17 protein-coding genes are annotated in these 25,598 nt (G+C 65.5%); 10 read left to right on the forward strand and 7 right to left on the reverse strand.

What is annotated here, in order from left to right; all coding sequences use genetic code 11:
• Positions 1-203: 203 nt before the first annotated feature.
• A complete protein-coding gene (locus PI87_RS11895; protein ID WP_039597924.1) occupies positions 204-3,755 on the reverse strand; it encodes an EAL domain-containing protein in 3,552 nt (1,183 codons plus the stop codon).
• A 276-nt stretch (positions 3,756-4,031) separates the two neighbouring features.
• Here PI87_RS11895 and PI87_RS11900 point away from each other — a divergent pair, with 276 nt between their 5' ends.
• The 5 genes from PI87_RS11900 (at position 4,032) to PI87_RS11920 (ending at position 9,803) form a co-directional block, all read left to right on the forward strand.
• Positions 4,032-6,482 carry a sensor domain-containing diguanylate cyclase gene (locus PI87_RS11900; protein WP_039597925.1) on the forward strand — a complete coding sequence of 817 codons (2,451 nt, stop codon included), beginning with the start codon at positions 4,032-4,034 and terminating at the stop codon, positions 6,480-6,482.
• Positions 6,483-6,832: 350 nt separating this feature from the next.
• Positions 6,833-7,156, forward strand: coding sequence for a FeoA family protein (locus PI87_RS11905; RefSeq protein ID WP_039597926.1), 324 nt, complete (start codon positions 6,833-6,835; stop codon positions 7,154-7,156).
• A 40-nt stretch (positions 7,157-7,196) separates the two neighbouring features.
• Positions 7,197-9,062 carry a ferrous iron transport protein B gene (feoB, locus tag PI87_RS11910; RefSeq protein WP_039597927.1) on the forward strand — a complete coding sequence of 622 codons (1,866 nt, stop codon included), beginning with the start codon at positions 7,197-7,199 and terminating at the stop codon, positions 9,060-9,062.
• A complete protein-coding gene (locus PI87_RS11915) occupies positions 9,059-9,391 on the forward strand; it encodes a DUF6587 family protein (protein WP_039597928.1) in 333 nt (110 codons plus the stop codon). The genes feoB and PI87_RS11915 overlap by 4 nt, the downstream gene beginning before the upstream one ends.
• 106 nt (positions 9,392-9,497) lie before the next feature.
• Positions 9,498-9,803, forward strand: a complete 306-nt coding sequence (locus tag PI87_RS11920; RefSeq protein WP_021192985.1) for a hypothetical protein — start codon at positions 9,498-9,500, stop codon at positions 9,801-9,803.
• Positions 9,804-9,813: 10 nt separating this feature from the next.
• Here the strand turns inward: PI87_RS11920 and PI87_RS11925 are convergent, their stop codons facing one another.
• The 4 genes from PI87_RS11925 to PI87_RS11940 form a co-directional block, all read right to left on the reverse strand.
• Positions 9,814-10,059: a hypothetical protein gene (locus PI87_RS11925; protein ID WP_039597929.1), complete on the reverse strand. Its 246-nt coding sequence runs from the start codon at positions 10,057-10,059 to the stop codon at positions 9,814-9,816.
• A 97-nt stretch (positions 10,060-10,156) separates the two neighbouring features.
• Positions 10,157-10,615: a ferric iron uptake transcriptional regulator gene (fur, locus tag PI87_RS11930; RefSeq protein WP_039597930.1), complete on the reverse strand. Its 459-nt coding sequence runs from the start codon at positions 10,613-10,615 to the stop codon at positions 10,157-10,159.
• Positions 10,616-11,036: 421 nt separating this feature from the next.
• Positions 11,037-12,281 (reverse strand): CynX/NimT family MFS transporter, encoded by a 1,245-nt coding sequence (locus PI87_RS11935; protein ID WP_052321494.1) that lies wholly within the window; start codon positions 12,279-12,281, stop codon positions 11,037-11,039.
• Positions 12,260-12,715: a nucleoside deaminase gene (locus PI87_RS11940; RefSeq protein ID WP_039597931.1), complete on the reverse strand. Its 456-nt coding sequence runs from the start codon at positions 12,713-12,715 to the stop codon at positions 12,260-12,262. The genes PI87_RS11935 and PI87_RS11940 overlap by 22 nt, the downstream gene beginning before the upstream one ends.
• A 104-nt stretch (positions 12,716-12,819) precedes the next feature.
• On the opposite strand from PI87_RS11940, the gene PI87_RS11945 reads away from it, so the two are divergent.
• Positions 12,820-13,707, forward strand: a complete 888-nt coding sequence (locus tag PI87_RS11945) for a LysR family transcriptional regulator (protein ID WP_039597932.1) — start codon at positions 12,820-12,822, stop codon at positions 13,705-13,707.
• 73 nt (positions 13,708-13,780) lie between these two features.
• Here PI87_RS11945 and ahpF read toward each other — a convergent pair whose 3' ends face one another.
• Positions 13,781-15,355: an alkyl hydroperoxide reductase subunit F gene (gene ahpF / locus PI87_RS11950; protein WP_039597933.1), complete on the reverse strand. Its 1,575-nt coding sequence runs from the start codon at positions 15,353-15,355 to the stop codon at positions 13,781-13,783.
• Positions 15,356-15,590: 235 nt separating this feature from the next.
• Positions 15,591-16,154, reverse strand: a complete 564-nt coding sequence (ahpC, locus tag PI87_RS11955) for an alkyl hydroperoxide reductase subunit C (RefSeq protein ID WP_039597934.1) — start codon at positions 16,152-16,154, stop codon at positions 15,591-15,593.
• Positions 16,155-16,537: 383 nt separating this feature from the next.
• Between ahpC and treS the strand changes: the two genes are divergently transcribed.
• The 4 genes from treS (at position 16,538) to PI87_RS11975 (ending at position 25,591) form a co-directional block, all read left to right on the forward strand.
• The gene (treS, locus tag PI87_RS11960; RefSeq protein ID WP_052321495.1) at positions 16,538-20,053 is read left to right on the forward strand and encodes a maltose alpha-D-glucosyltransferase; all 3,516 of its coding nucleotides are present in this window, start codon (positions 16,538-16,540) and stop codon (positions 20,051-20,053) included.
• A gap of 14 nt (positions 20,054-20,067) precedes the next feature.
• The gene (gene treZ, locus PI87_RS11965; protein WP_039597935.1) at positions 20,068-21,957 is read left to right on the forward strand and encodes a malto-oligosyltrehalose trehalohydrolase; all 1,890 of its coding nucleotides are present in this window, start codon (positions 20,068-20,070) and stop codon (positions 21,955-21,957) included.
• Between the two features lie 9 nt (positions 21,958-21,966).
• Entirely contained in the window at positions 21,967-24,222 is a 2,256-nt protein-coding gene (gene malQ / locus PI87_RS11970; RefSeq protein ID WP_039597936.1) for a 4-alpha-glucanotransferase, read from the forward strand.
• A gap of 124 nt (positions 24,223-24,346) precedes the next feature.
• Complete coding sequence (locus tag PI87_RS11975) at positions 24,347-25,591, forward strand: MFS transporter (protein WP_039597937.1); 1,245 nt, start codon at positions 24,347-24,349, stop codon at positions 25,589-25,591.
• Positions 25,592-25,598 lie beyond the last annotated feature (7 nt).

Raw genomic sequence — 25,598 nt, forward strand, 5'->3', positions numbered from 1 at the left:
AGAAAGGCGCGCCCGATGCGCCGAAAGACTCCTTGAATTTATGTCGCGAGGAGGGGAAGGGAAAAACTCGCTGCGCTCAGACAGTTTCCCTTCCTTTTTCCTCCTCGCAACAGAAATTCAAGGCGCCGCATAGGGCTGGGTACGGCCACACCATCTGGGTGCTAGCGTTGGCGCCATCACGCGCGCTGATGTGCTGGAGGCGCTTACACCGTAAAGCGCGTATCGCGCTCCAGCAGCGCTGCCACCGCATCCGGCAGCAGCGGCTCGCTAAAGTAGTAGCCCTGCAGCACGTCGCACTGGTGAGAAGTCAGGAACGCAGCCTGCGCGGGGTCTTCCACGCCTTCAGCACACACCTTCACGCCCAGGTTGTGGGCGAGCACCACCACCGTCGTGCAAATGGCCGCGTCGTTGGAATCACGGTCGATGTCCTTGACGAAGGCACGGTCGATCTTGATGAGGTCGATCGGCAGGCGCTTCAGATACGCCAGGCTCGAATACCCGGTACCGAAATCATCAATGGCGATACGCACGCCAAGCTGACGGATGGCGGTCAGGTCTTCGATGGTGCGTTCGGTGCCTTCCATCAGCATCGATTCGGTCACCTCCAGCTCCAGGAAGCCCGAGCCCAAACCGTACTGACGCTGCAGCTTGAGCAGCGTCGGCAGCACGGTGCCGCGCTTGAATTGCAGAGGCGACACGTTCACGGCAATCGTCAGGTCGTCCGCCAGGCCACGCGCATGCCATTCGGCGCGCTGGTGCGCGGCTTCGGCCAGCACCCAATTGCCGATGTCGACGATCAGGCCGCTCTCCTCCGCCACCGGAATGAACGCCGCCGGCGGTAGCAGCCCGCGCGTCGGGTGAATCCAGCGGATCAGTGCCTCCAGCCCGCACACGCGGCCGGTCTTGGTGTCGATCTGCGGCTGATACAGCAGGCGGAACTGGCCCTGCTCCAGCGCCGCCCGAATCTGGTGCTCCAAGTTCAACCGGTACGACACGCCGATATCCATCTCGGGCGCGAAGAACTCCAGCCGGTTGCGGCCGTTCTGCTTGGCGTAGTACATCGCCATCTCGGCATGGCGGATGAGCGTGTCGGCATCCGAGCCGTGCGTGGGGTACTCCGCCACGCCAATGCTCGCCGTCACGAACACCTCGTGCCCTTCCACACGGATGGGCTCGGCAAACAGGTCGAAGCCAAAATCCACGCCGCGCGAGCCGGCATGCGAGACCACCAACGCAAACACGTCACCACCAAAGCGCGCCACGGTGTCGACGGTGTCGGCCGCATCGCGCAGGCGCTCCGCCACACGGCGCAGCACCTCATCACCCAGCAGGTGGCCCAGGCTGTCGTTGATGACCTTGAAGCGGTCGATATTGACCAGCGCCACATAGAAGCGGCTGCGCTGGCGCGCGGCCATCTCCACCGACTGCTGCACACGATCGGCCAACAGCGTGCGATTAGGCAGGCCGGTAAGCGGGTCGACCGTGGCGTGCTGGGCCAGGCGCGCACGCGTCATCTCCTGCTCGGTCACGTCGTCTTGAATGCCGACGTAGTGCGTGACTGCACCCTTCGCATCGCGCACCGGCGAGAGCAGGAAGTTGTTCAGGAACGCGTGGCCGTCCTTGCGGAAGTTGCGCAACAACACACGGATCTCGCTCGCATCCCGCAGGGCCGTGCGCACTTCGTTCAGCGCCGGCTGCCCCGGCTCGGAGGAATGCAGGAAGCGGCAGTTGCGGCCCAGCACCTCTTCAGCACGGTAGCCGGTCATGCGCTCGAAGCCAGGGTTCACGTAGACCAGCGGCATATCCGGCTGCTGCGCGTCGGCCACGGTAATGCCCGACGGCACGGACTCCACCACGCGGCGCAGCAGACGCAACTGCTCATCGGAGTCGCGGCGCTCGGTGATGTCCTGCATGGTGCCGAAGAGCGCCACGACCTCGTCGCGCTCATTGCGCTCGATGTTGCCGCGCGAGAGCACCCAACGGTGCTCGCCGTCACGGCGGATCATCTCCAGCTCCAGCGAGTACGGCTCGCCTTCGGTCACAGCATGGCTGGCGGCTTCGCGCAGGCGGTTGAAGCTGTCGGCGGTAAAGAACTGCGCTTGCTGCGCAAAGGTGGGCGGCGAACCCGCCGGCACGCCGGTCAACACGTACATGCCGGAAGACCATGTGGTGGAATCTCGCAGCACATCCCAGCGCCAGCTACCGAGTTGGGCGATCTGCTCGGCCACGCTCAGGTTGGCTTCGCTGGCACGCAGTTCCTGCTCCATAGCCGAGCGCTGCGAGATATCGCTCACGCCGCCCACCATGCGCACGGCCCGGCCATCTTTGCCGCGATAGATGCTGGCGCGAATCTCCACGGTGCGCGTGGCGCGGTTGGCGTCGATCACACGGCAGACGCAGTGCCAGCTGTCTTGATCCGAATGCAGCACCGCACGCAGTTGCTGGCCGAACGCATCCACATCGTCGGGATGCACGAACTGGTGGAAGGTCAGCGTGCGCGAGGTGCCGCCGCCCATGCCGTCGTCCTCGCCGGGGCCGAGCAGCGCGTCGCTGCCCAGCAGCCGGTGCAGGCTGGCGTTGGCCCACGACTCTCCGGTGGCGATGTCCCAGTCGAAGATCCAGTCGTTGGTGGCGCGCGCCACGCGCTGGAAACGTTCTGTCAGGCGGTGGACGGTGGCGTCGTGGCGCTGGATGGCCGCGCGCATTTCGTTGAAGGTGCGTTCGAGCAATGACAATTCATCGCGCGTGGTGCCCTGCTCGATCACGCGGGCAGAGAAATCACCCGCGGCGTAGTGGCGTGCGGCGTCCACCAGTGCATCGACACGCGGCAGCACCAGCCGCCGCATCGCCATTTGGATCAGCGCCAGCAGCAACACGATCATCAAGAGGATGGCCCCGCCGCCGGCCAGCGTGATATCGCGCTGCTGGCGGATGATGTCGGTAGCGTCCACACCGCGCACGATGCGCAACCGCCCGGCCGCTGCATGCGGCACCACCATCGCGGCATAGGCACGGCGCACGCCGTCGGTGTCGTCCACCAGCACGGGGTCACCCGGTTGCTGGCCGGCCATGGCCACGAGCGTTCCCTTGGCAATCGTGGGCGCCTGCCCAGGTGCCATCGTGGCGTTGATCGACAGCACGTTGCCGGCCGCGTCGATCAGGTAGACCGGCGCACCCGGCATGCCGCCGGACGCCGCCGCGATCAGGGCACTCTGTCGCACGGCCGCGTAGACCACACCCCGGATGGCGCCATCGCTGGCCACCATCGGCCGCGCAGAAACGATCACGGCCTGGTTGGACGCCTTCCCAATCACGAACGTCGACAGCGCAGGCTGGCCCGTCGCCAGGATCTCGTGCACATATTCACGATCCGACACGTCGATGCCAAGATTGGCCGGATCGGGCGTACACACCAGCGTGCCGCGCGCGTTGATCACGCCCAGATTGGATAGCTCGCTCTGGTTATGGAAGACGCGGTTGACGAAGCGGCTGCATTCCTGCTGGTCCATGCGCAACGCCGAATCGTCGGCCACCAGCACGGAAAGCAGTTCATTGGCGTTGGACAGCACCATCCCGACGCGCGCGGCGGCGGACTCGGTCTCGTGGGTCAGGCGCTGGGCAAGATGGTCGTTGAGCCGGTCACGGTAAAGCGCCACGCCGGCAATCGCCACGACAATGGCCGGCAAGGCGGCCACCGCAGCCAGTGCAAGCAAACGGCCGCGCAACGTGGTGGGAAAAAAAGCGTGCTTCGGCACTTGAATGACCGGTAGAGCCTTGGTGTGGAGAGCGGATGCACTCTGCGGCTGCACCTCAGTGACTACACGACATGCGGCTCAGGAACCGTACGCCAAGGCACGCGATGCAGTTGCGGCATCGTGCCGGATAACGGCTGACGCAGTGCGCAAGCATTTTGCTTGCAATTCCTATCGCACGCAACTTGTGGAAAGTGTGTACGCAACTGTTGCAATCTAAGCGGTTTTATTGACGTTTTGGGGTTTCCACGGGGCCAACTCGCTCTAAAATCCGGGCACATGCCAAACACGCCCCCGCCTAACGCCCCACGCCGACTGTTGTTCCGCCTACTGCCGGGCGTGGTGTTCGCCGCGCTGGTGCCGTTTGCGGGGTTGATTGGGGTGGCCGTCTCCACGGTGTACGACGACACGCGGCAGGAGATCGACAGCCGCCTGGACCAGGCAATGTCACAAGCGGCCCGCCCGATCGACGCGCGACTGGCCAGTATCATCGACCGCCTCTCTGCCGCCGCCGAGAGCTCCAGCAACCTGCTCAAGCCGGCCGACGGCCAAACCTGGCTCGACACTCACGCCGACTTACGCGGCGCGTTTGACAACGTTCTGGTGGTCGGCGCCGACGGCACCATCCTGGCCGACGCGCCGGCGTTGCCTGAACGGCGCGGCGACAACATGGCCGACCACCCCATCTTCAAGACCGTGCGCGACACGCGCCGGCTCTACATGCCAGAGCCGTTTCTGGCGCCGGCCGGCAAGCGCCCGGTGGCCTCATTTGCGGTGCCGCTGCACGGTAGCGACGGGGCCTTTGCGGGACTGGTGATCGGCTCGATCGAACTGTCGCGCAATCCGATGCTCGCCGATCTGGAAGCCGTCCGGATGGGGCGCACCGGGCGTCTGGTGGTGGTGTCGGAAGGCGGCAAGTACATCGTTGCGCCGGATCGCTCGCGCCTGCTGCAGCAAGCGCCGGATCTGGCCGCGCTGCCCACCGCTGCGCGTTCGCTCGCGCAGGGCTGGAGCCAGGGCGCTGAATTCACCCCGCCGGGGCAGTCGCCCGTCATCGTCGGCTATCGCCGGCTGAATGCCGTGCCCTGGAGCGTAGGCGTCTGGTGGCCGGTGCAGGAGGCCTACGCGGGCGCTGCGCGTACGACGCGCACGCTCATCGCGGCCGGCATTGCCTTTGGAGCCGTCTGTCTGCTCTTCGCCTGGTTCTGGATCGAGCGCGCGGTCAGCCCACTGGAGCGGCTACGCCACGAGGTGGAAGGCGGCCTGCCAATCCACCCGGTTGCGCCCGCCTCCGGCCGCCCGCCCTTGCACGATGCCCACCCACCTGGCCCGCTCACACGCCTGGGGGAATTGGCGGACCCGACGGTCTCCACGTTCGACCCGACCACCGAGGTGGGCGCGCTGGCTGTGCGTGTCGGCCACCTCGCCAAGTACTGGGACGAGGCGCTGGAAGTCAGCGAGCAGGACGTCGCCTTCTTCCGCGGATTGGCCGAGCAGGCCCCGGTCGGGCTGGCATTCCTGGACCGGGCGCTGGCGGTTTCGTTTGCCAACGTGCGTTTCGAACGGCTGCTGGGCACGAGTGCGCAGGCCATCAGCCTGGCGTTGCAGGCCAAGGCGGGTGACCCCGTCTCGCCTGCAGCGCATGCCGTGGCCACCTCGCTTGCCCATCTGCCGCGCGCGCCGCTGGCGCTGGCGGATCAGCCGGTGGTGATCGCTACGGGGCAAGGTGCCGGTATCGGCGCGGTGTTGCTGACGGCGCGCCCCATCGGTGGGGCGGGTGCGCCGCTGGCCGGGTGGATCGTCGCCGTGGTCGACAGCACACGCGAGCAACGCGCCAAGGAGGCGCTCGAACAAGAGGTACGCGCCGCGCTGCTGGTGCTCGATGCCATTCAGGAACCGCTGCTCACGATCGACGGCGATGGCATCGTCACCCACGCCAGCCGCGCCATTGAAACACTCGTCGGCACGCACCCCGCACGCGCGGTCGGCCAGTCGATCAACCGCCTGCTGCATCTGGTGGAGCACGACAGCGGCCGGCGCGTCATCCCCACGCAGTTGCTGCGCGCGGGCGGCACGCTCTCGGGCAGCCTGCGGCTGGAGCGCCCCGATGGGCGCCGGCACGATGTGGAACTGTCATGGGGCCCACTGCCGGGCACGTCGGGCAGCGGCGTACTGGTGCTGCGCGATGTGTCGGCCACGCGCGAGACCGTGCAGCGCATCGCCTGGGATGCCACCCACGATGTGCTGACCGGGCTGCTGAACCGCCGTGGTTTTGACGCAACCCTGCGCGCGCAGGTCGAAGCCCACCGTGGCGGCAACCCTGTCACGCGCGCCCCACTGGCGCTCATCATGATCGACCTGGACGGTTTCAAGATCATCAACGACCGCTACGGCCATGCCGCCGGCGACGATGTGCTGCGCGGCGTGGCAGAACTCGTCGTGCAGAACACGCGCACGCAAGACTATGTGGCCCGCCTGGGCGGCGACGAGTTTGCGGTCATCCTGCCCAACTGCGACATGCAGGCTGCCGTTACATTTGCCGACCGCATCCGCGCAGCGCTGGCACGGCAGCCGCTGCTGGCCGCCGGTGCGCGGGCGGAGATTGGGCTCTCGCAGGGGGTGGTGGAACTGCAGGCAGATGACACAGACGTCGGTGCCTTCCTGGCACGCGCAGATGCCGCCTGCTACCGAGCCAAGAGCGAAGGCCGCGGCACGATCGCCAGCGACTGAGTTGCCCTACACTCGGCAGGTGCAAAAGAAAAAACCACCGGATAGCGGTATCCGGTGGCTTCAAGAATACGCTTTGAACGGGGAAGTTCAGCGCACTTGAAGCATAGGCAATGACCCCCATCCGGCCAATACCCAGGATAGGGTAATTTGGCAAAAACCCGGCACCAGCAGCGGTTTTGCGCGCACCCCGCCCCTTTTTGTGCCTTCAACGCAACGCCCCTTCCTCCGCGTTAATCCCTCGTCCGAAATAACCATCCCGGCGACCCGGTGCCGCAGCCCGTCACGCTTGATGTTGCGATATAATGAAAACGATTCGCATTTACGTAGTATCAAGTTAACGACTAGGCACGATGCGGCTTTCCGAGCTTTCCCGCCGGGCAACGGCGGTGGTGGATCACGTTGAAGACCGTGAGCCCGCCGATCCCATCAGCCAACGCCTGCGCGAACTCGGGTTCGTCACGGGTGAGGTGGTGCGCGTGGTGGCCGTAGGCCCGTTCGGCGGTGATCCGCTGGTCGTGCAGGTTGGCTTCACGCGCTTTGCGTTGCGCCGCCAAGAGGCTGCGCGCGTTCGTGTACGCGCTGAAGCGGCCACGCAACCCGCCGCTCCGGCTGCGAATGTCACAACAACGGCCACCGAGACGGCCCCGCCCGCGCAGGTGCGCGAGGCGGCGTAGCCCGTCGCCGACACTTTCCGGCCCCGCTTATCCTGCCTTCATGCAGATGCACGCTTCCCCCGCCTCCTCTTCCTCGCCGGCATTGCGCGTTGCCCTGGTCGGCAACCCCAATTGCGGCAAGACCGCGCTGTTCAACCTGCTGACCGGCAGCCGCCAGAAGGTGGCCAACTACGCAGGCGTGACGGTTGAGCGCAAGGAAGGCCGCTTTACCGCGCCGTCGGGCCGGCACGTACAGATCCTGGACCTGCCCGGCGCCTATAGCCTGGTCGCCACCAGCCCGGATGAAGCCATCACGCGCGACATTTGCCTGGGCACGTTCCGCGACGAACAGCGCCCCGACCTGCTGGTCTGCGTGGTCGATGCCACCAACCTGCGCCTGCACCTGCGCTTCGTGCTGGAACTGCAACGCCTGGGGCTGCCGATGGTGCTTGCGATCAATATGGTGGACGCGGCCGAACGGCGCGGCATCCGCATCGATCGCGCCAAGCTGGAAGCGGCGCTTGGCATACCGGTGGTGCAAACCGTGGCCATCAAGCGCAACGGCGCGGCCGACTTGGTGGCGTATATCGATCACGAGAAACTTCCGGCCATGCCGGTGGGGCTGCCGGCCGATGCCGACGTGCACGTTGAAGTGAAGCGCCTGCTTGACGCTGCCGTCACCATGCCGCGCAGCACGGCCGAGCTGGACGACCGGCTCGACCGCATCGTGCTGCATCCGGTGCTGGGCCTGATCTTGCTGGCCGGGATCATGTTCTTCATGTTCCAGGCCGTGTTCTCGTGGGCACAGCCGCTCATGGACGGCATTCAAGGCGCCGTGGAAGCCGTGGGCGTATGGGTTGGCACGGTCATGCCCGACGGCATGCTCAAGAGCCTGCTGGTCAACGGCATCATTGCCGGCACGGGCAGCGTGCTGGTGTTCCTGCCGCAGATCCTGATCCTGTTCCTCTTCATCTTGTCGCTGGAAGAATCCGGCTACCTGCCGCGCGCGGCCTTCCTGCTCGACCGGTTGATGGCGGGCGCCGGGCTGTCGGGGCGTTCGTTCATTCCGCTGCTGTCGAGCTTTGCCTGCGCGATCCCCGGTGTGATGGCCACGCGCACGATCCAGGACCCGCGCGACCGGTTGGTGACGATTCTGGTGGCGCCCTTGATGACGTGCTCGGCACGGCTGCCGGTGTATGCGCTGTTGATCGGCGCGTTCATTCCGGTGCGTGAGGTGTGGGGCCTGTTCAATCTGCAGGGGCTGGTGCTGTTCGGGCTGTACATGGCCGGCATCGTGTCGGCGCTGGTCGTGGCCTACGTACTCAAGTACCTCAAGCGCGATCGCAACGAGCACCCGCTCATTCTGGAGTTGCCGTCGTATCGTCTGCCCAGCGTGCGCAACCTGATCGTCGGCCTGATCGAGCGCGCACGCATCTTCCTGCGCCGCATCGGCACGGTCATCCTGAAGATGATGGTGGTGCTGTGGTTCCTGTCGACCTTCCCGTCGCCGCCCGCCAACGCCACCTTGCCCGCCATCGACTACAGCTTTGCCGGCATGATTGGCCGCGCGCTGGAAGTCGTGTTCGCGCCGATCGGCTTCACGTGGCAGATGTGCGTTGCGCTGATTCCGGGCATGGCCGCACGCGAGGTGGCCGTGGGTGCACTGGCAACGGTGTATTCGCTGTCGGCCACGCATGAGGATGCGGCTGCGCAGCTGGCGCCGATCATCGCCCAGCAATGGTCGTTGGCGACGGCGCTGGCCTTCCTGGCGTGGTACGTGTACGCACCGCAATGCATCTCGACGCTGGCCACCATCCGCCGTGAGACCAACTCGTGGAAGGTCATGGCGGCCACCGCGGGTTATCTGTTTGCGCTGGCCTATCTGGCCGCCTTCGCTACCTACCAGATCGCACGGGTGCTGACATGAGCGTATATCACGTTGTCGAAACCGGCGTCGTTGCCACGGTCGTGGCGCTGAGCGCGCTGTCGATTACTGGCCGCTATGCGCCGATCATGCGTGCGCGCACGATGGCGCGTGTGGCAGGCTGGTGTGATCGCCCATCGCGCCCGGGCTGGATGCGCGCCTTCGGGCAGCGGCTGCTCACGCCGGGCGAGGCACCGTCGTGCCACTCCGATCCGCTCTCTGGCAGCGCCGCATTTGGCACCTGCAGCAGCGGTTGCAGCGGTTGCTCTTCCGGCGAATCGTCATCGGCCGCTGCCGTTGAACAACCGATCCACTTCATGCGCCGCAAATAACCAACGACGCAGCGTCACAACACCTACGGGCTCGCACCATGCGGGCCCGTTTTATTTTTGGCGAACGCAGGCGTAGACTGGTCCAAACCTGAACGGGGGACGCGTCATGACCGAAGAGTTGCTGGTTCAGTTGATTGCGGAAGTCGAGAAGGAAGACCCAGTGGATTTCGCCAACCTGCCCTTTGACGAGCAGATGTTGCGCGACCTGGTCTGCAAGCTGGTCTCGCGCCAGCTCACGCAAATGGAAGATGCCCACTTCAGCCAGGACGAGGTGATCGTCTCGCTCACGGCAAGCATCGCCAAACTGGTGCTGGAAAACCTCGTGTTGAATGCTCGCCTGCTGGCACAGCAGGGCCACGGTGAAAGCGCCCGCGCACTGCTCGAGCGTATCGCCCGGCAAGCAAAGGGCTAGCGCCTGCGCGTTACGCCGCCACGTTGTACTGCGTGCGCGCCCGCGTCAGCAGACGCTTGGCGACCGACAGGCCGCGGATGGCAGCGGCATCGTCATCGCTTGGGAAATCGAATTCGGCGCTCCAGTTGCAGCCAGTGTGATCGGGCCGGTGAATGCACATCGCGCGCAGCTCGCAATTGGCGCATTCCGGATGTTGCTGAACGCAGCGGGCCAGCAAGGTCTTGATTTCATCTTCGGACTTCAGACGGCGTTGCATCGGCATCTCCTGGGTATCACGGTTGTTGGAACCGCCCGTGCCGGATGAGTTTCGCCATGATCCCGCCGATGATGTTTCCAGGCGTTACGGGATCACATCAATGTGAAGCGCGCTCCGAAGCCTGCGGCGCACTTGCACTGGCCTGGCATGCAGGGCACACGCCATACAGCGCCAGCGCGTGATCGCGCAGCACAAAGCCACGCTCACTCGCCACACGCTCCTGACGGGCCTCGATGGCATCGTCGTGAAACTCTTCCACGCGGCCGCACGACATGCAAATCAGGTGATCGTGGTGTGCGCCCTCGTTGATCTCATACACCGCGTGGCCGGCCTCGAACGTATGACGCAGCAGCACACTGGCATCCACCAACTGGTTGAGCACGCGGTAGACCGTTGAGATGCCGATGTCGAGGTCCGACGTCAGCAACTGGCGATAGACATCTTCCGCGCTCAGGTGACGGCCGTGGTCCGTGCCGGCAGCAAGGATTTCCAGAATCTTGACGCGCGGTGATGTGGCTTTGAGCCCGGCACGGCGCAGGTCGTTCGAATTTGGCATGGCGTTGGGGGCGTAAGGCTAGAAGTACAGCGTAGACAACGCAGCAGGGCCGGAAGCCGCATCGCAATCGTGCAGACGGGGGTTCCGAAAAAAGACGGCATGGCTGGCGGCCCGGGAAAGTCGCAGTCGGGAAAGCGGGGTCTGAGTGCTTTCCCGACTGTCGGGCGGCTTGCTACTGCCAAACGCTCTGTGTGTCAGAGCGGTCCCCACAAAAGATCGGTTGCCGGGGCGCCCTGCACTGACTGGCGGGCACGCTCACAGCGGAATTCGGTTTGACGCGTTGTGCCTGGAGGTTTGTCCACCGGCTGCAGCGCTGTCGATGGACAAACTATAAATGCGAATGATTCGCATTACAAGGCTTTTTTGCAAACCGCAGAAACCCCTTGTGGAGACGAGGTCGGGAGGAGGCGCGCAGGGAAGATTAAACGCGCCCCATGGCGCGGGCGTAGCCGGCCGGCGCAAAGCGCAGCGTTGCAACCATGGCAGCGACCACGATGGCGATCAGCAGCAGCCAAGGTACCTGGAAGCCGCCCGTCAACTCGCGCAGCCAGCCCACGGCGTAGGGAATGATCCCCGTGATGATGAAGCCGACACCTTGCACGAACGCTGCCAGATAGCCCGCGGCGCGTGCGTCGGGCAGGTGGTCCAGCGTGAGTGTCAGGCACAGCGAGAACATGGCGCCCAGGCCATAGCCGATCAGCGCAACCCACAGCGCGGTACCGGCCAGCGGCGCAAGCAGCAGACCGCTGAATCCCGCGAGTTGCGCGAGCATCGTCATCATCAGCCACGGGCGGCGATCCGCCGAGCGCCGTGCAAGCAGGGGCGCGCCCAACGCACCAGTCACCTGGAAGATCGTCATTACGCCGATCAGGCTGCCGGCATCCTGCGCGCTCCAGCCAAGCTGGCGATAGAACATCGGCAACCACGCAATCATGCTGGTGTAGCCGCCATTGGCGCCGCCAAAGTAGACGGCCAACAACCACGCGCGGCGGTTGCCGAAGAAATTCAGCACAGGCCCGCGTTGCGTGCTCGGCAACGCTTCGCGCGGGCGGGCAGTCACCCACAGTACCAACCCCGCCAGAGCTGGCAATACCCACACGCCAAGGCCGACATGCCAGTCCGCCACGTGGACGATGCGTGGGCTGAGCGTGGCCGCAATGCCGCCGCCCGCCATGAGCGAGGCGGAGTACAAACCCAGCGTGACCGGCACGCGCTGCGGAAACCAGCGCTTGATGATGCCCGGCACCAGTCCTTGGATGATGGCCACGCCAGTGCCAGCCAACGCGGCGCTGGCGATCAACGCGATGCCGCTACCGGCCCACAGCCTCCACAGGCACGCACCGGCAATCGCCAACAGGCTGCACATCACGCCGCGATGCTCGTTCACCCAGCGCGCAAGCCAAGGCAGGAACAGCGCAATGCTGCCCATGCACAGCACCGGAATCACCGTCAGCAACGACGCGCCTTGCAGACTGAGCCCCGTGCCCGCGCGAATCTCCGCCAGCAGCGGGCCGATGGTCGTGAGAATGGGACGCAGGTTCAGGCCAAGCGCAATCACCACCAGCACGCCGATCCAGCCGGCATCGGCGCGCGTGGGCGATACGGCAGACGCAGCCGGCGCGATCTGCTGTGTGGCAGCCTCGGTCACGATTGATGCGCCTTCCATGCTTCGTACAAGCCCTGCTCGCCTGCTGGGCGCAGTGAGCGCATCTGCAGCGCACGCGCCTGCGGCTCGCGCTTCAGCTCGTCGTAGATCGCTGCGGTGGACATGCCGAACGGCTCGCCATCCTCGTTCGAATAGGCGAAGTACGCCGCGCGGATGCCGCAGCGGTGCATGGCGGCAAAGCACATCGGGCACGGATGGCCGCTGGCGTACATGACCGCGCCGCTCATATCCGGCGTGGCCAGCAGGTGACTGGCCTGGCGGATGGCCTGCATTTCCGCATGGGCGGTCGGGTCGTTGGTGGTGTGCACCTCGTTGACGGCGCGGGCGACGACTTTGCCGTCGCGCACCAGCACGGCGCCGAACGGCGCGCCACCGACGTTGATGTTGGCGCGGGCCAGTTCAACGGCTTCGCGCATGAAGTGTTCGTCGGACATGTGGGGCTTCCTCATTCACGGGATCTGTCAGATCCGGCCGATTATGGTTGCGCCCATAAGCATCTTCAAATTAAATAGTTGAATGACGCTCAGTGGACTCTTGAATGATTGATCTGATCTTGCTGCGCAGCTTCGTGACGGTGGTGGATACCGGCAATTTCACGCGGGCGGCGGAGCACCTGCACCTCACGCAATCGACGGTCAGCCAACAGATCCTGCGGCTGGAGCAGCAACTGAACTGCCGCCTGCTCGATCGCAGCCAGAGGCAGGTACTGCCCACCGAAGAAGGCGACCGCCTGCTCGGCTATGCGCGCCGCCTGCTGCGTCTGGCCGGCGAGGCCAGCGAGGCGCTCAGCCCCCAACACACCGAGGGCGTGCTGCGCCTGGGTGTACCGGAAGACCTGGGCAGCGGCGCCCTGATGCCGCTCATCGCCAGCTTTGCGCGCGAGCGCCCAAAGTTGCGGCTGGAAGTGGAAAGCGGCCTCAGCCACCACCTGCTGCGCCTGTACCGCAATGGCGACCTGGACCTGCTGCTGGTCAAGCAATGGGGCACGGATACCGACAGCCATGCACGCTGGGCGGAGCCAGTGTGCTGGATCGATAGCGTCGAGCGGCCGCACACCCTGCCGCTGGGGCCGGCGCAACCTGCGCTGCCGTTGGTGGTGTTTCCAGTGGGCGCGCTGTATCGGCAGGAGATGCTGCACGCGCTGGAATCGATCGGTCAGGCGTGGCGCATCACGTATTCGAGCCCGAGCCTGGCAAGCCTGTGCGCGGCCGTCAGCGCGGGGTTGGGTGTGAGCCTGCTACCGGCCAGCACCGTGCAGGCGGGACATCGGGTGCTCACCGCGGCCGATGGTTTTCCGGAAATCGGTGGGCTGGAGTTGACGCTCTTCGCGCGACCCGACCTCGACAGCGCTGGCCGGGCACTGCGTGATCGCCTTGTCGAGATGTGCAGTGCGCGTGCGCAAACACTGCTTTCTGCTGCCGGCTGAACAAGCACGCGCCAAAGAAAAAAGCCGGACCCGCTGATCGCGCAGTCCGGCTTCGTACGACGTGCTTTGAACCTTAGGCAGCTTCAGCCAGCGGCACCCGAATCAGGTGGTCGAACGCCGACAGCGCAGCCTTGGCACCATCACCGGTGGCAATGATGATCTGCTTGTACGGCGTCGTGGTCGAATCGCCAGCCGCGAACACGCCGGGCACGTTGGTGTGGCCGCGTGCATCGACAACGATCTCGCCAAAGCGGTTGCGCTCCACCACACCATCCAGCCATTCGGTGTTGGGCACCAGACCGATCTGCACGAACACGCCTTCCAGCACGACGTCATGTTGCGTGCCGTTCGTGCGGTCCGTATAGCGCAGGCCGTTGACCTTCTCACCGTTGCCGGTGATCTCGGTGGTCTGCGCGTTGGTGACGATGGTCGCGTTCCGCAAGCTTTGCAGCTTGCGCACCAGCACGGCATCGGCGCGGAGCTGATCACCGAATTCCAGCAGTGTGACGTGGGCAACCAAGCCGGCCAGATCGATGGCCGCTTCCACGCCCGAGTTGCCACCGCCAATGACTGCCACGCGCTTGCCCTTGAACAGGGGGCCATCGCAGTGCGGGCAATAGGCTACTCCCTTGTTCTTGTATTCCTGCTCACCAGGCACACCCACGTTGCGCCAGCGCGCACCGGTCGACAGGATGATCGAACGGCCCTTGAGCACCGCGCCATTGGCCAGCGTCACCTCAGCAAAGCCGCCCGGCGCATCGGCCGGCGTGAGCTTGACCGCGCGCTGCGCGTTCATGATGTCGACCTCGTACTGGCGCACGTGCTGCTCCAGCGCGGCGGCAAACTTCGGCCCTTCGGTCTCTTGCACGGAGACGAAGTTTTCGATGGCCAGCGTGTCCAGCACCTGACCGCCAAAGCGCTCGGCCACCACGCCGGTGCGCACGCCCTTGCGCGCTGCGTACACGGCTGCAGCCGCGCCAGCGGGGCCACCGCCGACGATCAGCACTTCGTACGGGTCCTTGGCAGCAAGCTTCTCAGCGTCACGCGCAGCGGCACCGGTGTCGATCCTGGCGAGGATTTCTTCCACGCCCATGCGGCCCGACCCAAACGTTTCGCCGTTCAGGAAGACGGTCGGCACGGCCATGATCTTGCGCTGCTCGATCTCGTCCTGATACAGCGCCCCGTCAATGGCGACGTGCTGGATGCGCGGGTTGATCACCGACATCACGTTCAGCGCCTGGACCACGTCCGGGCAGTTCTGGCACGTGAGCGACATGTAGGTCTCGAAGCGGAAATCCCCTTCGATATTGCGAATCTGTTCGATGACGTCGGCTTCAAGCTTGGGCGCATAGCCGCCCACTTGCAGCAGCGCCAGCACGAGCGAGGTGAACTCGTGGCCGGTCGGGATCGCGGCAAAACGCACGCTCACATCGGAGCCGGTGCGGCGGATCAGGAACGACGGCGCGCGTTCCGCAGCGTCGCGTTGTTCGGTCAGCGTGATCATGTTGGACTGCTCGGCCACATCACGCAGCAGGTCCATCATGTCGCCGGAGCCCTCGCTGTCATCGACGTTGGCGACCAGCTCAATGGGCTGCACGAGGCGTTCGAGGTAGGCCTTCAGTTGGGCCTTGACATCAGCATCCAGCATGACGACTTCCTTTGTTCGTTTTTGAATCTGTAACGGGAGGCGACACATGCCGCCGCCCTTAAGCAAACGGCCGGCAGTGCCGGCCGCTGCGGTCAAGCGGCGAAGCCGCTTAGAACCTGTTCACGGTCCGTAGCGAGCGGCCCGAGGCTGGTTCGAGAAGCGCAGCCGTACGTGGGTACGGCGAGCATCGCAGAGCCAAGATCGGGACGCGCAGTAGGACCGTGGGCAGGTTCTCTTAGATCTTGCCGACCAGGTCCAGCGACGGCTTGATGGTCTTCGCGCCTTCGTTCCACTTGGCCGGGCACACGTTGCCCGGGTTGTTGGCGACGAACTGAGCAGCCTTGAGCTTGCGCAGGGTTTCCTTCACGTCACGGGCGATGGCGTTGTCGTGCACTTCCAGCGTCTTGATCGTGCCTTGCGGGTCGATCACGAACGTGCCGCGCAGGGCCAGGCCTTCTTCCGGAATGTGCACGCCGAAAGCGTTGGTCAGGGCGTGGGTCGGATCGCCCACCAGCGGGAACTGGGCCTTGCCCACGGCCGGCGACGTTTCGTGCCACACCTTGTGCGAGAAGTGCGTGTCGGTCGTGACGATGTAGACCTCAGCGCCAGCCTTTTGGAATTCTGCGTAGTTGTCAGCAGCGTCTTCCACTTCGGTCGGGCAGTTGAAGGTGAATGCGGCCGGCATGAAAATCAGCACGGACCACTTGCCCTTGAGCGACTCATCCGAGACTTCGATGAACTTGCCGTTGTGGAAAGCTTGGGCCTTGAACGGTTGGACCTGAGTATTGATCAGCGACATAGTGGTTGGGTTGGTTGGGTTGACGACGGGAGTGATCGTATCGTGACCCGCCATATTGTACAAATTGATTGATACGATCAATTCGATTACTAAATTCTATTATACACCGATGCGGTGACAGCTTGCTGGGCACGCTCTGGCCCAAAAATTACAAACCCGCGAGCAAGCTGCGCACGACGCACCCTGGAGGCGAGCCGCCACCCATGCCGCCCCCCTTGAAATCTGCGGGCTTGGCAGGCCACGCGCGGGCTGCAACCCTGCAGGCACGGCATTTGCACAGGTACTGAATTCGCCAACCCGCCGCGCGCCGACCGCATCACGCTCTCTGGTCGAACGCACGTTCGCCGTCTGGTGCAGCGCCGGCTCATGGAGGATCTCCTGTCATGACGCGCAACCCGACCGCGCTGCTGGTGGATGACCCGCTCTGGTACAAGGACGCCGTCATCTACCAGTTGCACGTCAAGTCGTTCTGCGATTCGGACAACGACGGCATCGGTGACTTCCCTGGCCTGATCTCCAGGCTCGACTACATCGCCGAGTTGGGCGTGGACGTCATTTGGCTGCTGCCGTTCTACCCTTCGCCGCGGCGCGATGACGGCTACGACATCGCCGAGTACCGCGGAGTTCACCCCGACTACGGCAGCATGGCTGACGTGCGCCGCTTCATGACCGAGGCGCACGCACGCGGCCTGCGCGTCATCACCGAGCTGGTCATCAACCACACGTCGGACCAGCACCCGTGGTTCCAGCGTGCACGGCGCGCCAAGCCGGGTTCGGCACTGCGCGACTTCTACGTGTGGTCCGACCACGACAAGAAGTACGCCGGCACGCGCATCATCTTCATCGATAGCGAGCCCTCCAACTGGACGTGGGACCCGGTGGCCAAGGCCTACTACTGGCACCGCTTCTATTCCCACCAGCCCGATCTCAACTTCGACAACCCGCGCGTGCTCAAAGCGGTGATTGGCGTGATGAAGTTCTGGCTGAACCTGGGCGTGGACGGCCTGCGGCTGGATGCCGTGCCCTACCTGGTGGAACGCGAAGGCACCTCCAACGAAAACCTACCCGAAACGCACGAGGTGCTGCGCAAGCTGCGCGCCGCCATGGATGCCGAGTTCAAGCACCGCCTGCTGCTGGCCGAGGCCAACCAGTGGCCCGAAGATACGCAGGAATACTTCGGTGCCGGTGACGAATGCCACATGGCCTTCCACTTTCCGCTGATGCCGCGCATGTACATGGCGATTGCGCGCGAAGACCGCTTCCCGATCACCGACATCATGCGGCAGACGCCGGAGGTGCCCAACACGTGCCAATGGGCGATCTTCCTGCGCAACCATGACGAGCTGACCCTCGAAATGGTGACCGACGCCGAGCGCGACTACCTGTGGGAGGTCTACGCCAGCGACCGCCGCGCACGCCTGAACCTGGGCATCCGCCGCCGCCTGGCGCCACTGCTGGAGCGCGATCGACGCCGGGTCGAGCTGATGAACAGTCTGCTGTTCTCGATGCCCGGCACGCCCGTCATGTACTACGGTGACGAGATCGGCATGGGCGACAACATCCACCTGGGCGACCGCGACGGCGTGCGCACGCCGATGCAGTGGTCGCCTGACCGCAACGGCGGCTTCTCGCGTGCCGACCCGGAGCAGCTCGTGCTGCCGGCCATCATGGGCTCGCTGTATGGGTATGAATCGGTGAACGTCGAGGCGCAAAGCCGCGACGCGCACTCGCTGCTCAACTGGACGCGGCGCCTGCTGGCCACGCGCAAGCAGCATCGCGTGTTCGGGCGCGGCAGCATCCACTTTCTCCAGCCGTCCAACCGCAAGGTGCTGGCCTACATTCGCGCGCTGGAAGATGAACCACCGATGCTGTGCGTGGCGAATCTGTCCCGCGCTTCGCAGGCGGTGGAACTGGATCTGTCGAACTACGCGCAGCGCGTGCCGATCGAGCTGATTGGCGGCACGGCGTTCCCGCCCGTCGGGCAACTGCCGTATCTGCTGACGCTGCAGCCCTATGCCTTCTTCTGGCTGGAGCTGCGTGAAAACGAGCCGGGCCCGAGCTGGGCGCAACCGGCCGCCGAGCAGTTGCCAGAGTTCATCACACTGGTCTTGCGCTCGGGGCTGGATACGCTGTCCGACACGCGCCAGCGCGAAGCCCATCGCCAGTCGATCGAACGCGAGGTGTTGCCCACCTACCTGCCGATGCGCCGCTGGTTTGCCGGCCACGGGAACGCACCGCACGGCGGTGATGTGCTGCATAACGGGGAAGTGCTACGCAGTGCCCAGTTCGCCTGGGGCGCTGCGGTGCCGGTGGATGCGTCGTCCACCAACCGGCCGCTGGCGGGCGCGACACGACCGGAGGTGTTCTTCAACGAAGTCGTCGTCACGCTGGGCGACGCGGATGGCGTGGAGCGCATCGAGCGCTATCTGCTACCCCTGTCGATTGCGTGGGAGTCCACCACCCTGCCCGCGCTGCCGGTGCAACTGGCGCTTGCCCGCGTGCGCCGCGGCCGCCACGTCGGCTACCTGACCGATGCCTTCACCACCGAAACCTTCGCCCGTGCGTTGCTTGCCAACTTGGTGCGTGGTGCCACCCTGCAAGCCAGCGACGGCACGGTGCATTTCCTGCCGGAACCCGGCATTGCCGAATCGGCCGAAACCGCCCCACCCGAGGCCAGCTTGCCGCTGGCACCCGACGCGCACGTGCAGTGGCTGGCCCCGGAGCAGTCTTACAGCACATTGGTGATCGACGATGTGGTGATAGTCAAACTGATGCGGCGCGTCTGCCCGGGCACGCATCCGGAGGCGGAGATGACGCGCCACCTCACCCGCGCCGGCTACACCAACACCGCCGCACTCATCGGCGAGATCACGCACGCGGGCCCCGTGGGCGAACCTGCCACGCTGGCGGTCTTGCAGCGCTACGTGCCCAACCAGGGCAATGCCTGGAACTGGGTGCTCGACTATCTGCGCCGCACGATCGACGAGTTGGCCGTGCAGGCGGAGGCCGTGTCCACCGGCGACGGCGAAGTCGCGCCCGTGGCGCCCATCGCTGCCCTGGAATCGCGCACCGACACCAACGAAGCACTGGCGAGCTACCTCGCGCAGATCGGCGCCATCGGCACGCGCCTGGGCGAGCTGCATGCCTTGCTGGCACAACCGAGCGACGACCCACGCTTCGGAACACGCCCCGCAGATACCGACGATGTACGCAACTGGTCAGCGCGCGTGCGCGAGCACGTCACGCAGGCGCTGAACCACGTGGAGACGTGGCAAGACGCACACGCCCCGCATGAACCCGCCGAGTGGTTGCTGCTGCAACGTGACGCCTTGCCGGCTGCCATCAGCGCATCGGCCCAGGCCGGACTGGGTGCCACACTGTCGCGCCTGCATGGCGATTTCCACCTCGACGAGGTCCTCGTCTCGCAAGGCGACGCATTCCTGGTCAACTTTGGCGGCGACCCGGCATTGCCGGGGGAGGTGCGGCGCCGCAAGGACAGCCCGCTGCGCGACGTGGCCAGCCTGCTCCATTCGCTGGACGATGTCGTGGAGGCCATGCGGCAAGGCCCCGAGCACGTAACGGGGCCAGTGCAGGAGCGTCGCGATCAACTGCTCGAACGCTTTCGCGCCGCCGCTGCGGAGCACTTCCTGCAGACCTACGCGGCTGCCGGCGGATGCCCGATCCACCCGGAACTGCTCAACCTGTTCCTGCTGGAAGACGCGGCCCGCCACCTTGATGCGGACACCGCCAGCCGGCCGGCCTGGCTGCCGGTTCCACTGGTCGGCCTTGTGCGTGCGGCACGGCGCCTGCTTGGGGTAGAACCTGAGCTTGCAAACGACGCCACCACCTCGCTCACCCCTGTCGGCCCTATCGACGATCGCCCGGAACCCACGCCATGAATGCTGCAGTACCCATGTCACAACCCGTACCCCGCGCACGCTTCACGCATGACCTGCCGTTTGGCGCCACCTGCCTCGGGCCGGATCGCACGCGTTTCCGCCTGTGGGCACCCGACGCCACCGAGGCGTGGATCGAAATCGACGCCGGCCATGACCGCAGCGGCGACAACACCATCCGCATGGAGGCTGAACCCGACGGCTGGTACGCGGCCGTCGCACCGATCGGCGCCGGCTTGGGCTACCGATACCGCGTGACCGACCGTAATGGTGTGACCCTCACCGTGCCCGACCCGGCAGCCCGCGCACAATGGCAAGACCTTTACGGCCCCAGCCTGGTGGTCGACCCGGCACGCTACCTTTGGCGCCACGCCGACTGGCAAGGCCGGCCCTGGCACGAGACCGTGCTGTACGAGTTGCACGTCGGCGCCATGGGTGGCTTCAACGGCGTCCGTGCGCGGCTGCCCGAGCTGGCGCGCCTGGGGGTTACGGCCATCGAACTGATGCCGCTGGCGGAGTTTCCGGGCGCACGCAACTGGGGCTACGACGGCGTGCTGCCGTTCGCGCCGGACGCCAGCTACGGCTCGCCCGACGAACTCAAGGCGCTGATCGACACCGCGCATGGCCTCGGGCTGATGGTCTTCCTGGACGTGGTCTACAACCACTTCGGACCTGACGGCAACTACCTGGTGCACTACGCGCGCCGCTTCTTCCACAAAGGCGCACACACGCCCTGGGGCGCCGCGTTCGATTTCCGCCAGCCGACCGTGCGCGAATTCTTCATCCAGAACGCGCTGATGTGGCTGATGGAATACCGCTTCGACGGCCTGCGCCTGGACGCCGTGCAGGCCATTGGTGAACGCGACTGGCTGGGCGAGCTTGCCGCGCGCGTGCGCCAGGCCGTGGAGCCCGGGCGCTACGTGCACCTTGTGCTGGAGAACGAGAACAACGCTGCATCACTACTGCGGGGTACGACAACGTTGGCCACTGCGCCAAGTGGTCAAGCGGTGGATGCGACTGGCCCGTTTGAAGCGCAGTGGAACGACGACGGCCACCACGCGCTGCACGCCCTGCTCACGGGTGAGCATGAAGCGTATTACGCCGCCTATGCAGATGCGCCAGCCAAGCGCTTGGCACGCGTGCTGCAAGAAGGCTTCTGCTACCAGGGCGAGCCATCTCCGTTGCACAACGGCGCGCCTCGTGGCGAGCCCAGTGGCACGCTGCCGCCCACCGCCTTCGTGCTGTATCTGCAGAACCACGATCAGGTCGGCAACCGGCCGCTCGGTGAACGACTCACGCGCCTCGCGCACCCGGAAGCCTTGCACGCCGCGCAAGCGCTGCTACTGCTCTGCCCGCAGATCCCCCTGCTGTTCATGGGCGAGGAGTGGGGCAGTCTGCGGCCGTTCTATTACTTCACCAGCCACCACGGCGCACTGGCAGATGCGGTGCGCGAAGGCCGGCGGCGCGAGTTCGGGCGGTTCTCTGCGTTCTCCGATCCGCTCAAGCGCGAGCGCATTCCCGACCCGAACGACGAGCGCACCTACCAGGCGTCCTGGCCCGGCGAGGCCGAGCTCACCAACCCCGAGCACCTCGCCTGGCTCAACCGCACGCACCGGTTGCTGGCGCTACGCCACGCGCAAATCGTGCCGCGCCTGGTGGGCGCGCGCGCGTTGGATGCCGTACCGCTCGGCATCACAGGTGCGATGGGGCGCTGGCGGCTCGGCGACGGCAGCGTGCTGACACTCGCGGTCAACCTGGGGGCACAGCCGGTGTCGCTGCCGACGGCATTGGCCGGCAACCCATCGGACCTGCTCTATGAATCGCGCGACGGTGCTGCCGCCACGCTGGCCACGCATCAAGTGCCAGCACATGCCTGCATCGCCCTGCTAACGCAGCCCTCGGACTGAGCCCTCGCCATGAACCACGCGCCCTACGCATCCAACGACGCACTGCATGCGCTCGCTGCGCAGGCGGGTCTGCAAGTCGAGTGGGAAGATGCTGCCGGCAACACCATGTCCGTGAGCGACGACGTACTGCGCACCGTGCTGGACTGCCTGGGTCTGCCTGCCACCACCGCTGCAGAGGTCGCAGACAGCCACGCGCATCTGCAGGCCGAAGCCGACAACTTGACCGTGCCGGCGCTGATCACCGGCGTGGTCGGCCAACCCATCGAGCTGGAGACCGCACCAAACCGGCAGGCCGTGCTGGCGGGTCGGCCCTACCGTATCGACTACGAACACGGCAGCGGCATCGTCGAAAGTACCGTCGGGGCCAACCGCAACCGCACCATGCTGCAACTCGCGCCCATCCCCAAAGCCGGCTATCACCGGTTGCGCATCGACACGGGAGCGGGCGGCAGCATCGAGGCCACACTCGCCATTGCGCCACCGCGCTGCTACGCCGTGGCCGATGCGTTGAAAGTGCGTGGACGGGCGCCGGACGCACGCCTGTGGGGCAGCTCAGCACAGCTCTATGGGCTTCGTGCTGCCAGCGAGTTGGCGTCGCTCTCTGCCGGGCTGGGTAGTTACGCAAACGCAGGCGCACTAGCGCGCAGCCTCGCGCAACGCGGCGCCGATGCGCTGGCCTTGAGCCCAGTCCACGCCATGTTCAGCGCAGACCCACATCGCTACTCGCCGTATTCGCCGTCAAGCCGGCTGTTCCTCAACGCGATGATGATCGACCCTGTCGCGCTGTTCGACGAGCAGGCCGTTCGGCACGCCGTCGTGGACTGCGGCCTGACTGACATTTACGCGCGGCTGGAAACCGCAGAGCTGATCGACTGGCCCGTCAGTGCCACGGCTCGACTGACGGTGCTGCGTGCATTGCATCAACAGATGCAGCAACAGATTGCCGCAGGCGATGAAGCCGCCAGGCGGCTGCACCAAGATTTCCAAACGTTCTGCACCGTGCGTGGCCAAAGCCTGCTCGACCACGCGCATTGCGAAGCGCTCGATGCTCACGTGCGCGCACAAGATCCGCAAACGTGGCATTGGAAGCAATGGCCTGCGGCGTACCAATCGCCATCCAACCCAGCGGCGCACGCGTTTGCCCGTGAGCATGCAGATGCCGTCAACTTCCACCTGTTCCTGCAGTGGGTGGCCGCGCGCCAGTTGGCTGCCGCTCAGCGCAGTGCAGAAGACGCCGGCATGGCCATCGGCCTGATTGCCGATTTGGCCATCGGCACCGACAGCGCTGGCAGCCATGTGTGGAGCCGCCAGCAGGACGTGCTGATTGGCGTGACGGTGGGCGCGCCGCCCGACCTCTTCAACACGCAAGGGCAGAACTGGGGCCTCACCACGTTCAGCCCGCGTGCCATGCACGCACAGGGTTTCTCCGCCTTCATCGAGATGCTGCGCGCGGTGATGTCCACGCCCGGTGGCGTACGCATTGACCATGTGCTCGGGCTGATGCGACTGTGGGTGATTCCGGCGGGGGCATCCGCGCTGGATGGTGTGTACCTGCGCTACCCGCTGCAGGACCTGCTGCGGCTGATTGCGTTGGAGTCGTGGCGCAACCGCTGCATCGTCATCGGTGAAGACCTCGGCACCGTGCCGGGCGGACTGCGCGGGCAGTTGGCCGACACCGGCCTGCTCGGCATGCGCATCCTCTGGTTCGAGCGCGAGGAGGATGTGGCCCATCACCCGTTCCGCCCGCCGCAAGACTGGGCGCGCACCTCGGTGGCGATGACCAGCACGCACGATCTTTCCACGCTGGCCGGCTGGTGGGTCGGCCGCGACCTGCAGTGGCAAAGCAAACTCGGGCTGCTGCCCGCCGGCGTGGATGCAGCGCAGGCCCGCGTGCACCGCATGGCGGATCGGCATGCGCTGGTGGAAGCCTTCACGCGCCAGAACCTGGCGACCGCCACCTTGCTGACCGCGCTGGAAGCGGCCAGCACGGCAAACGCCGCTGACGCTGCCGCCATCCTCACCGCCACGGCAGACGATTTCGCCACCGCGGCCACGGCGTATACCGCCGCGGCGCCCCTGCCGCTCACCATCGTGCCGATGGAAGACCTGCTCGGCCTGCCGGAGCAGCCGAACCTGCCGAGCACCATCCACACGCATCCCAACTGGCGCCGCCGGCTGCCGGGGCCGGCAGATGCGGTGCTCGATGATCCGGCCGTGCAAGCCCGCCTTGCGACGTTGGTCCACGCCCGCAACGACATCGCCTAGTTCTTCCGCACGGGTTAACACCAACTGCGTCGCCTCACTGCCAGCCCTAGAATTCCTCTATTCATATAGATGACTAGAGCAATGCGATTTCTGAGCGTTGCCCACGTCACCCGGAGGAGACCGCATGTTCGGCTGGTTCAAAGAGATTTCAAAAGGGGAGAAGCGCACCTTCTGGGCGTGCTTTGGCGGCTGGGCACTCGATGCGCTCGACGTGCAGATGTTCAGCCTCGTCATTCCCACCATCATCGCGGCGTGGCACATCGACAAGACCGAAGCCGGGCTGGTGTCGGGCGTCACGCTGGTGGCATCCGCGCTGGGCGGCTGGATTGCCGGTGCGTTGACCGACCGCTTCGGCCGCGTGCGCACGCTGCAGATCACGGTACTGTGGTTCTCGATCGCCACATTCGCCTCGGCCTTTGCGCAGAACTTTGAGCAATTCCTGGTGCTCAAGGCCATCCAGGGTTTCGGTTTTGGCGGGGAATGGGCCGCGGGCGCCGTGCTGATGGCCGAGAGCATTCGCGCCAGCCACCGCGGCAAAGCCATGGGCACCGTGCAGAGTGCATGGGCCGTGGGCTGGGGCGCGGCAGTGCTGTTGTATGCGCTCACGTACTCCTTCATCGAACCGGACCTTGCCTGGCGCGTGATGTTTGCCGCGGGTCTGCTGCCGGCGCTACTCATCATCTACATCCGCCGGGGCGTGCAGGAGCCCGTGGTTGCCAAAACGGAAGCGAAAGCAGACGCAATGCCGGTGTCACGCTTTCCGCTGCTCGACATCTTCCGCCCGCAGGTGCTGCGCATGACGCTGATCGGTGGGCTGCTCGGCGTGGGCGCGCACGGCGGCTACTACGCGCTGATGACGTGGCTGCCGACCTATCTGAAGACGGAGCGCCACCTGTCGGTGCTCGGCACGGGCGGCTATCTGGCGGTGATCATCTTCGCGTTCTGGTGCGGCTGTGTGGCCAGCGCATGGCTGCTGGACGTGATCGGCCGTCGCGGCAACATCCTGCTGTTCTCGTGCTGCTGCGTGGTCACCGTGCTGGTGTACCTGCTGGTGCCGTTGTCTGACGGCGCAATGCTGGTGCTGGGCTTTCCGCTGGGCTTCTTTGCCGCCGGTATTCCGGCCAGCATGGGCGCGCTGTTCAACGAGCTGTATCCGCACGGCGTGCGCGGCACGGGCGTGGGCTTTTGCTACAACTTCGGCCGCGTGGTGTCCGCCGCGTTTCCGGTGCTGGTAGGCAAGATGAGCGCGTCGATGTCGCTCGGCACCGCCATCGGCATTGATGCGGCCATCGCGTATTCGATCGTCGCGCTGGCCGTGCTGATGCTGCCTGAAACACGTGGCCGCGATCTCGCCGCTGTCACGGCCTGAACACCCA

Origin of the sequence: Ralstonia sp. A12 (assembly GCF_000801955.1) — a bacterium.
Classification (GTDB): domain Bacteria; phylum Pseudomonadota; class Gammaproteobacteria; order Burkholderiales; family Burkholderiaceae; genus Ralstonia.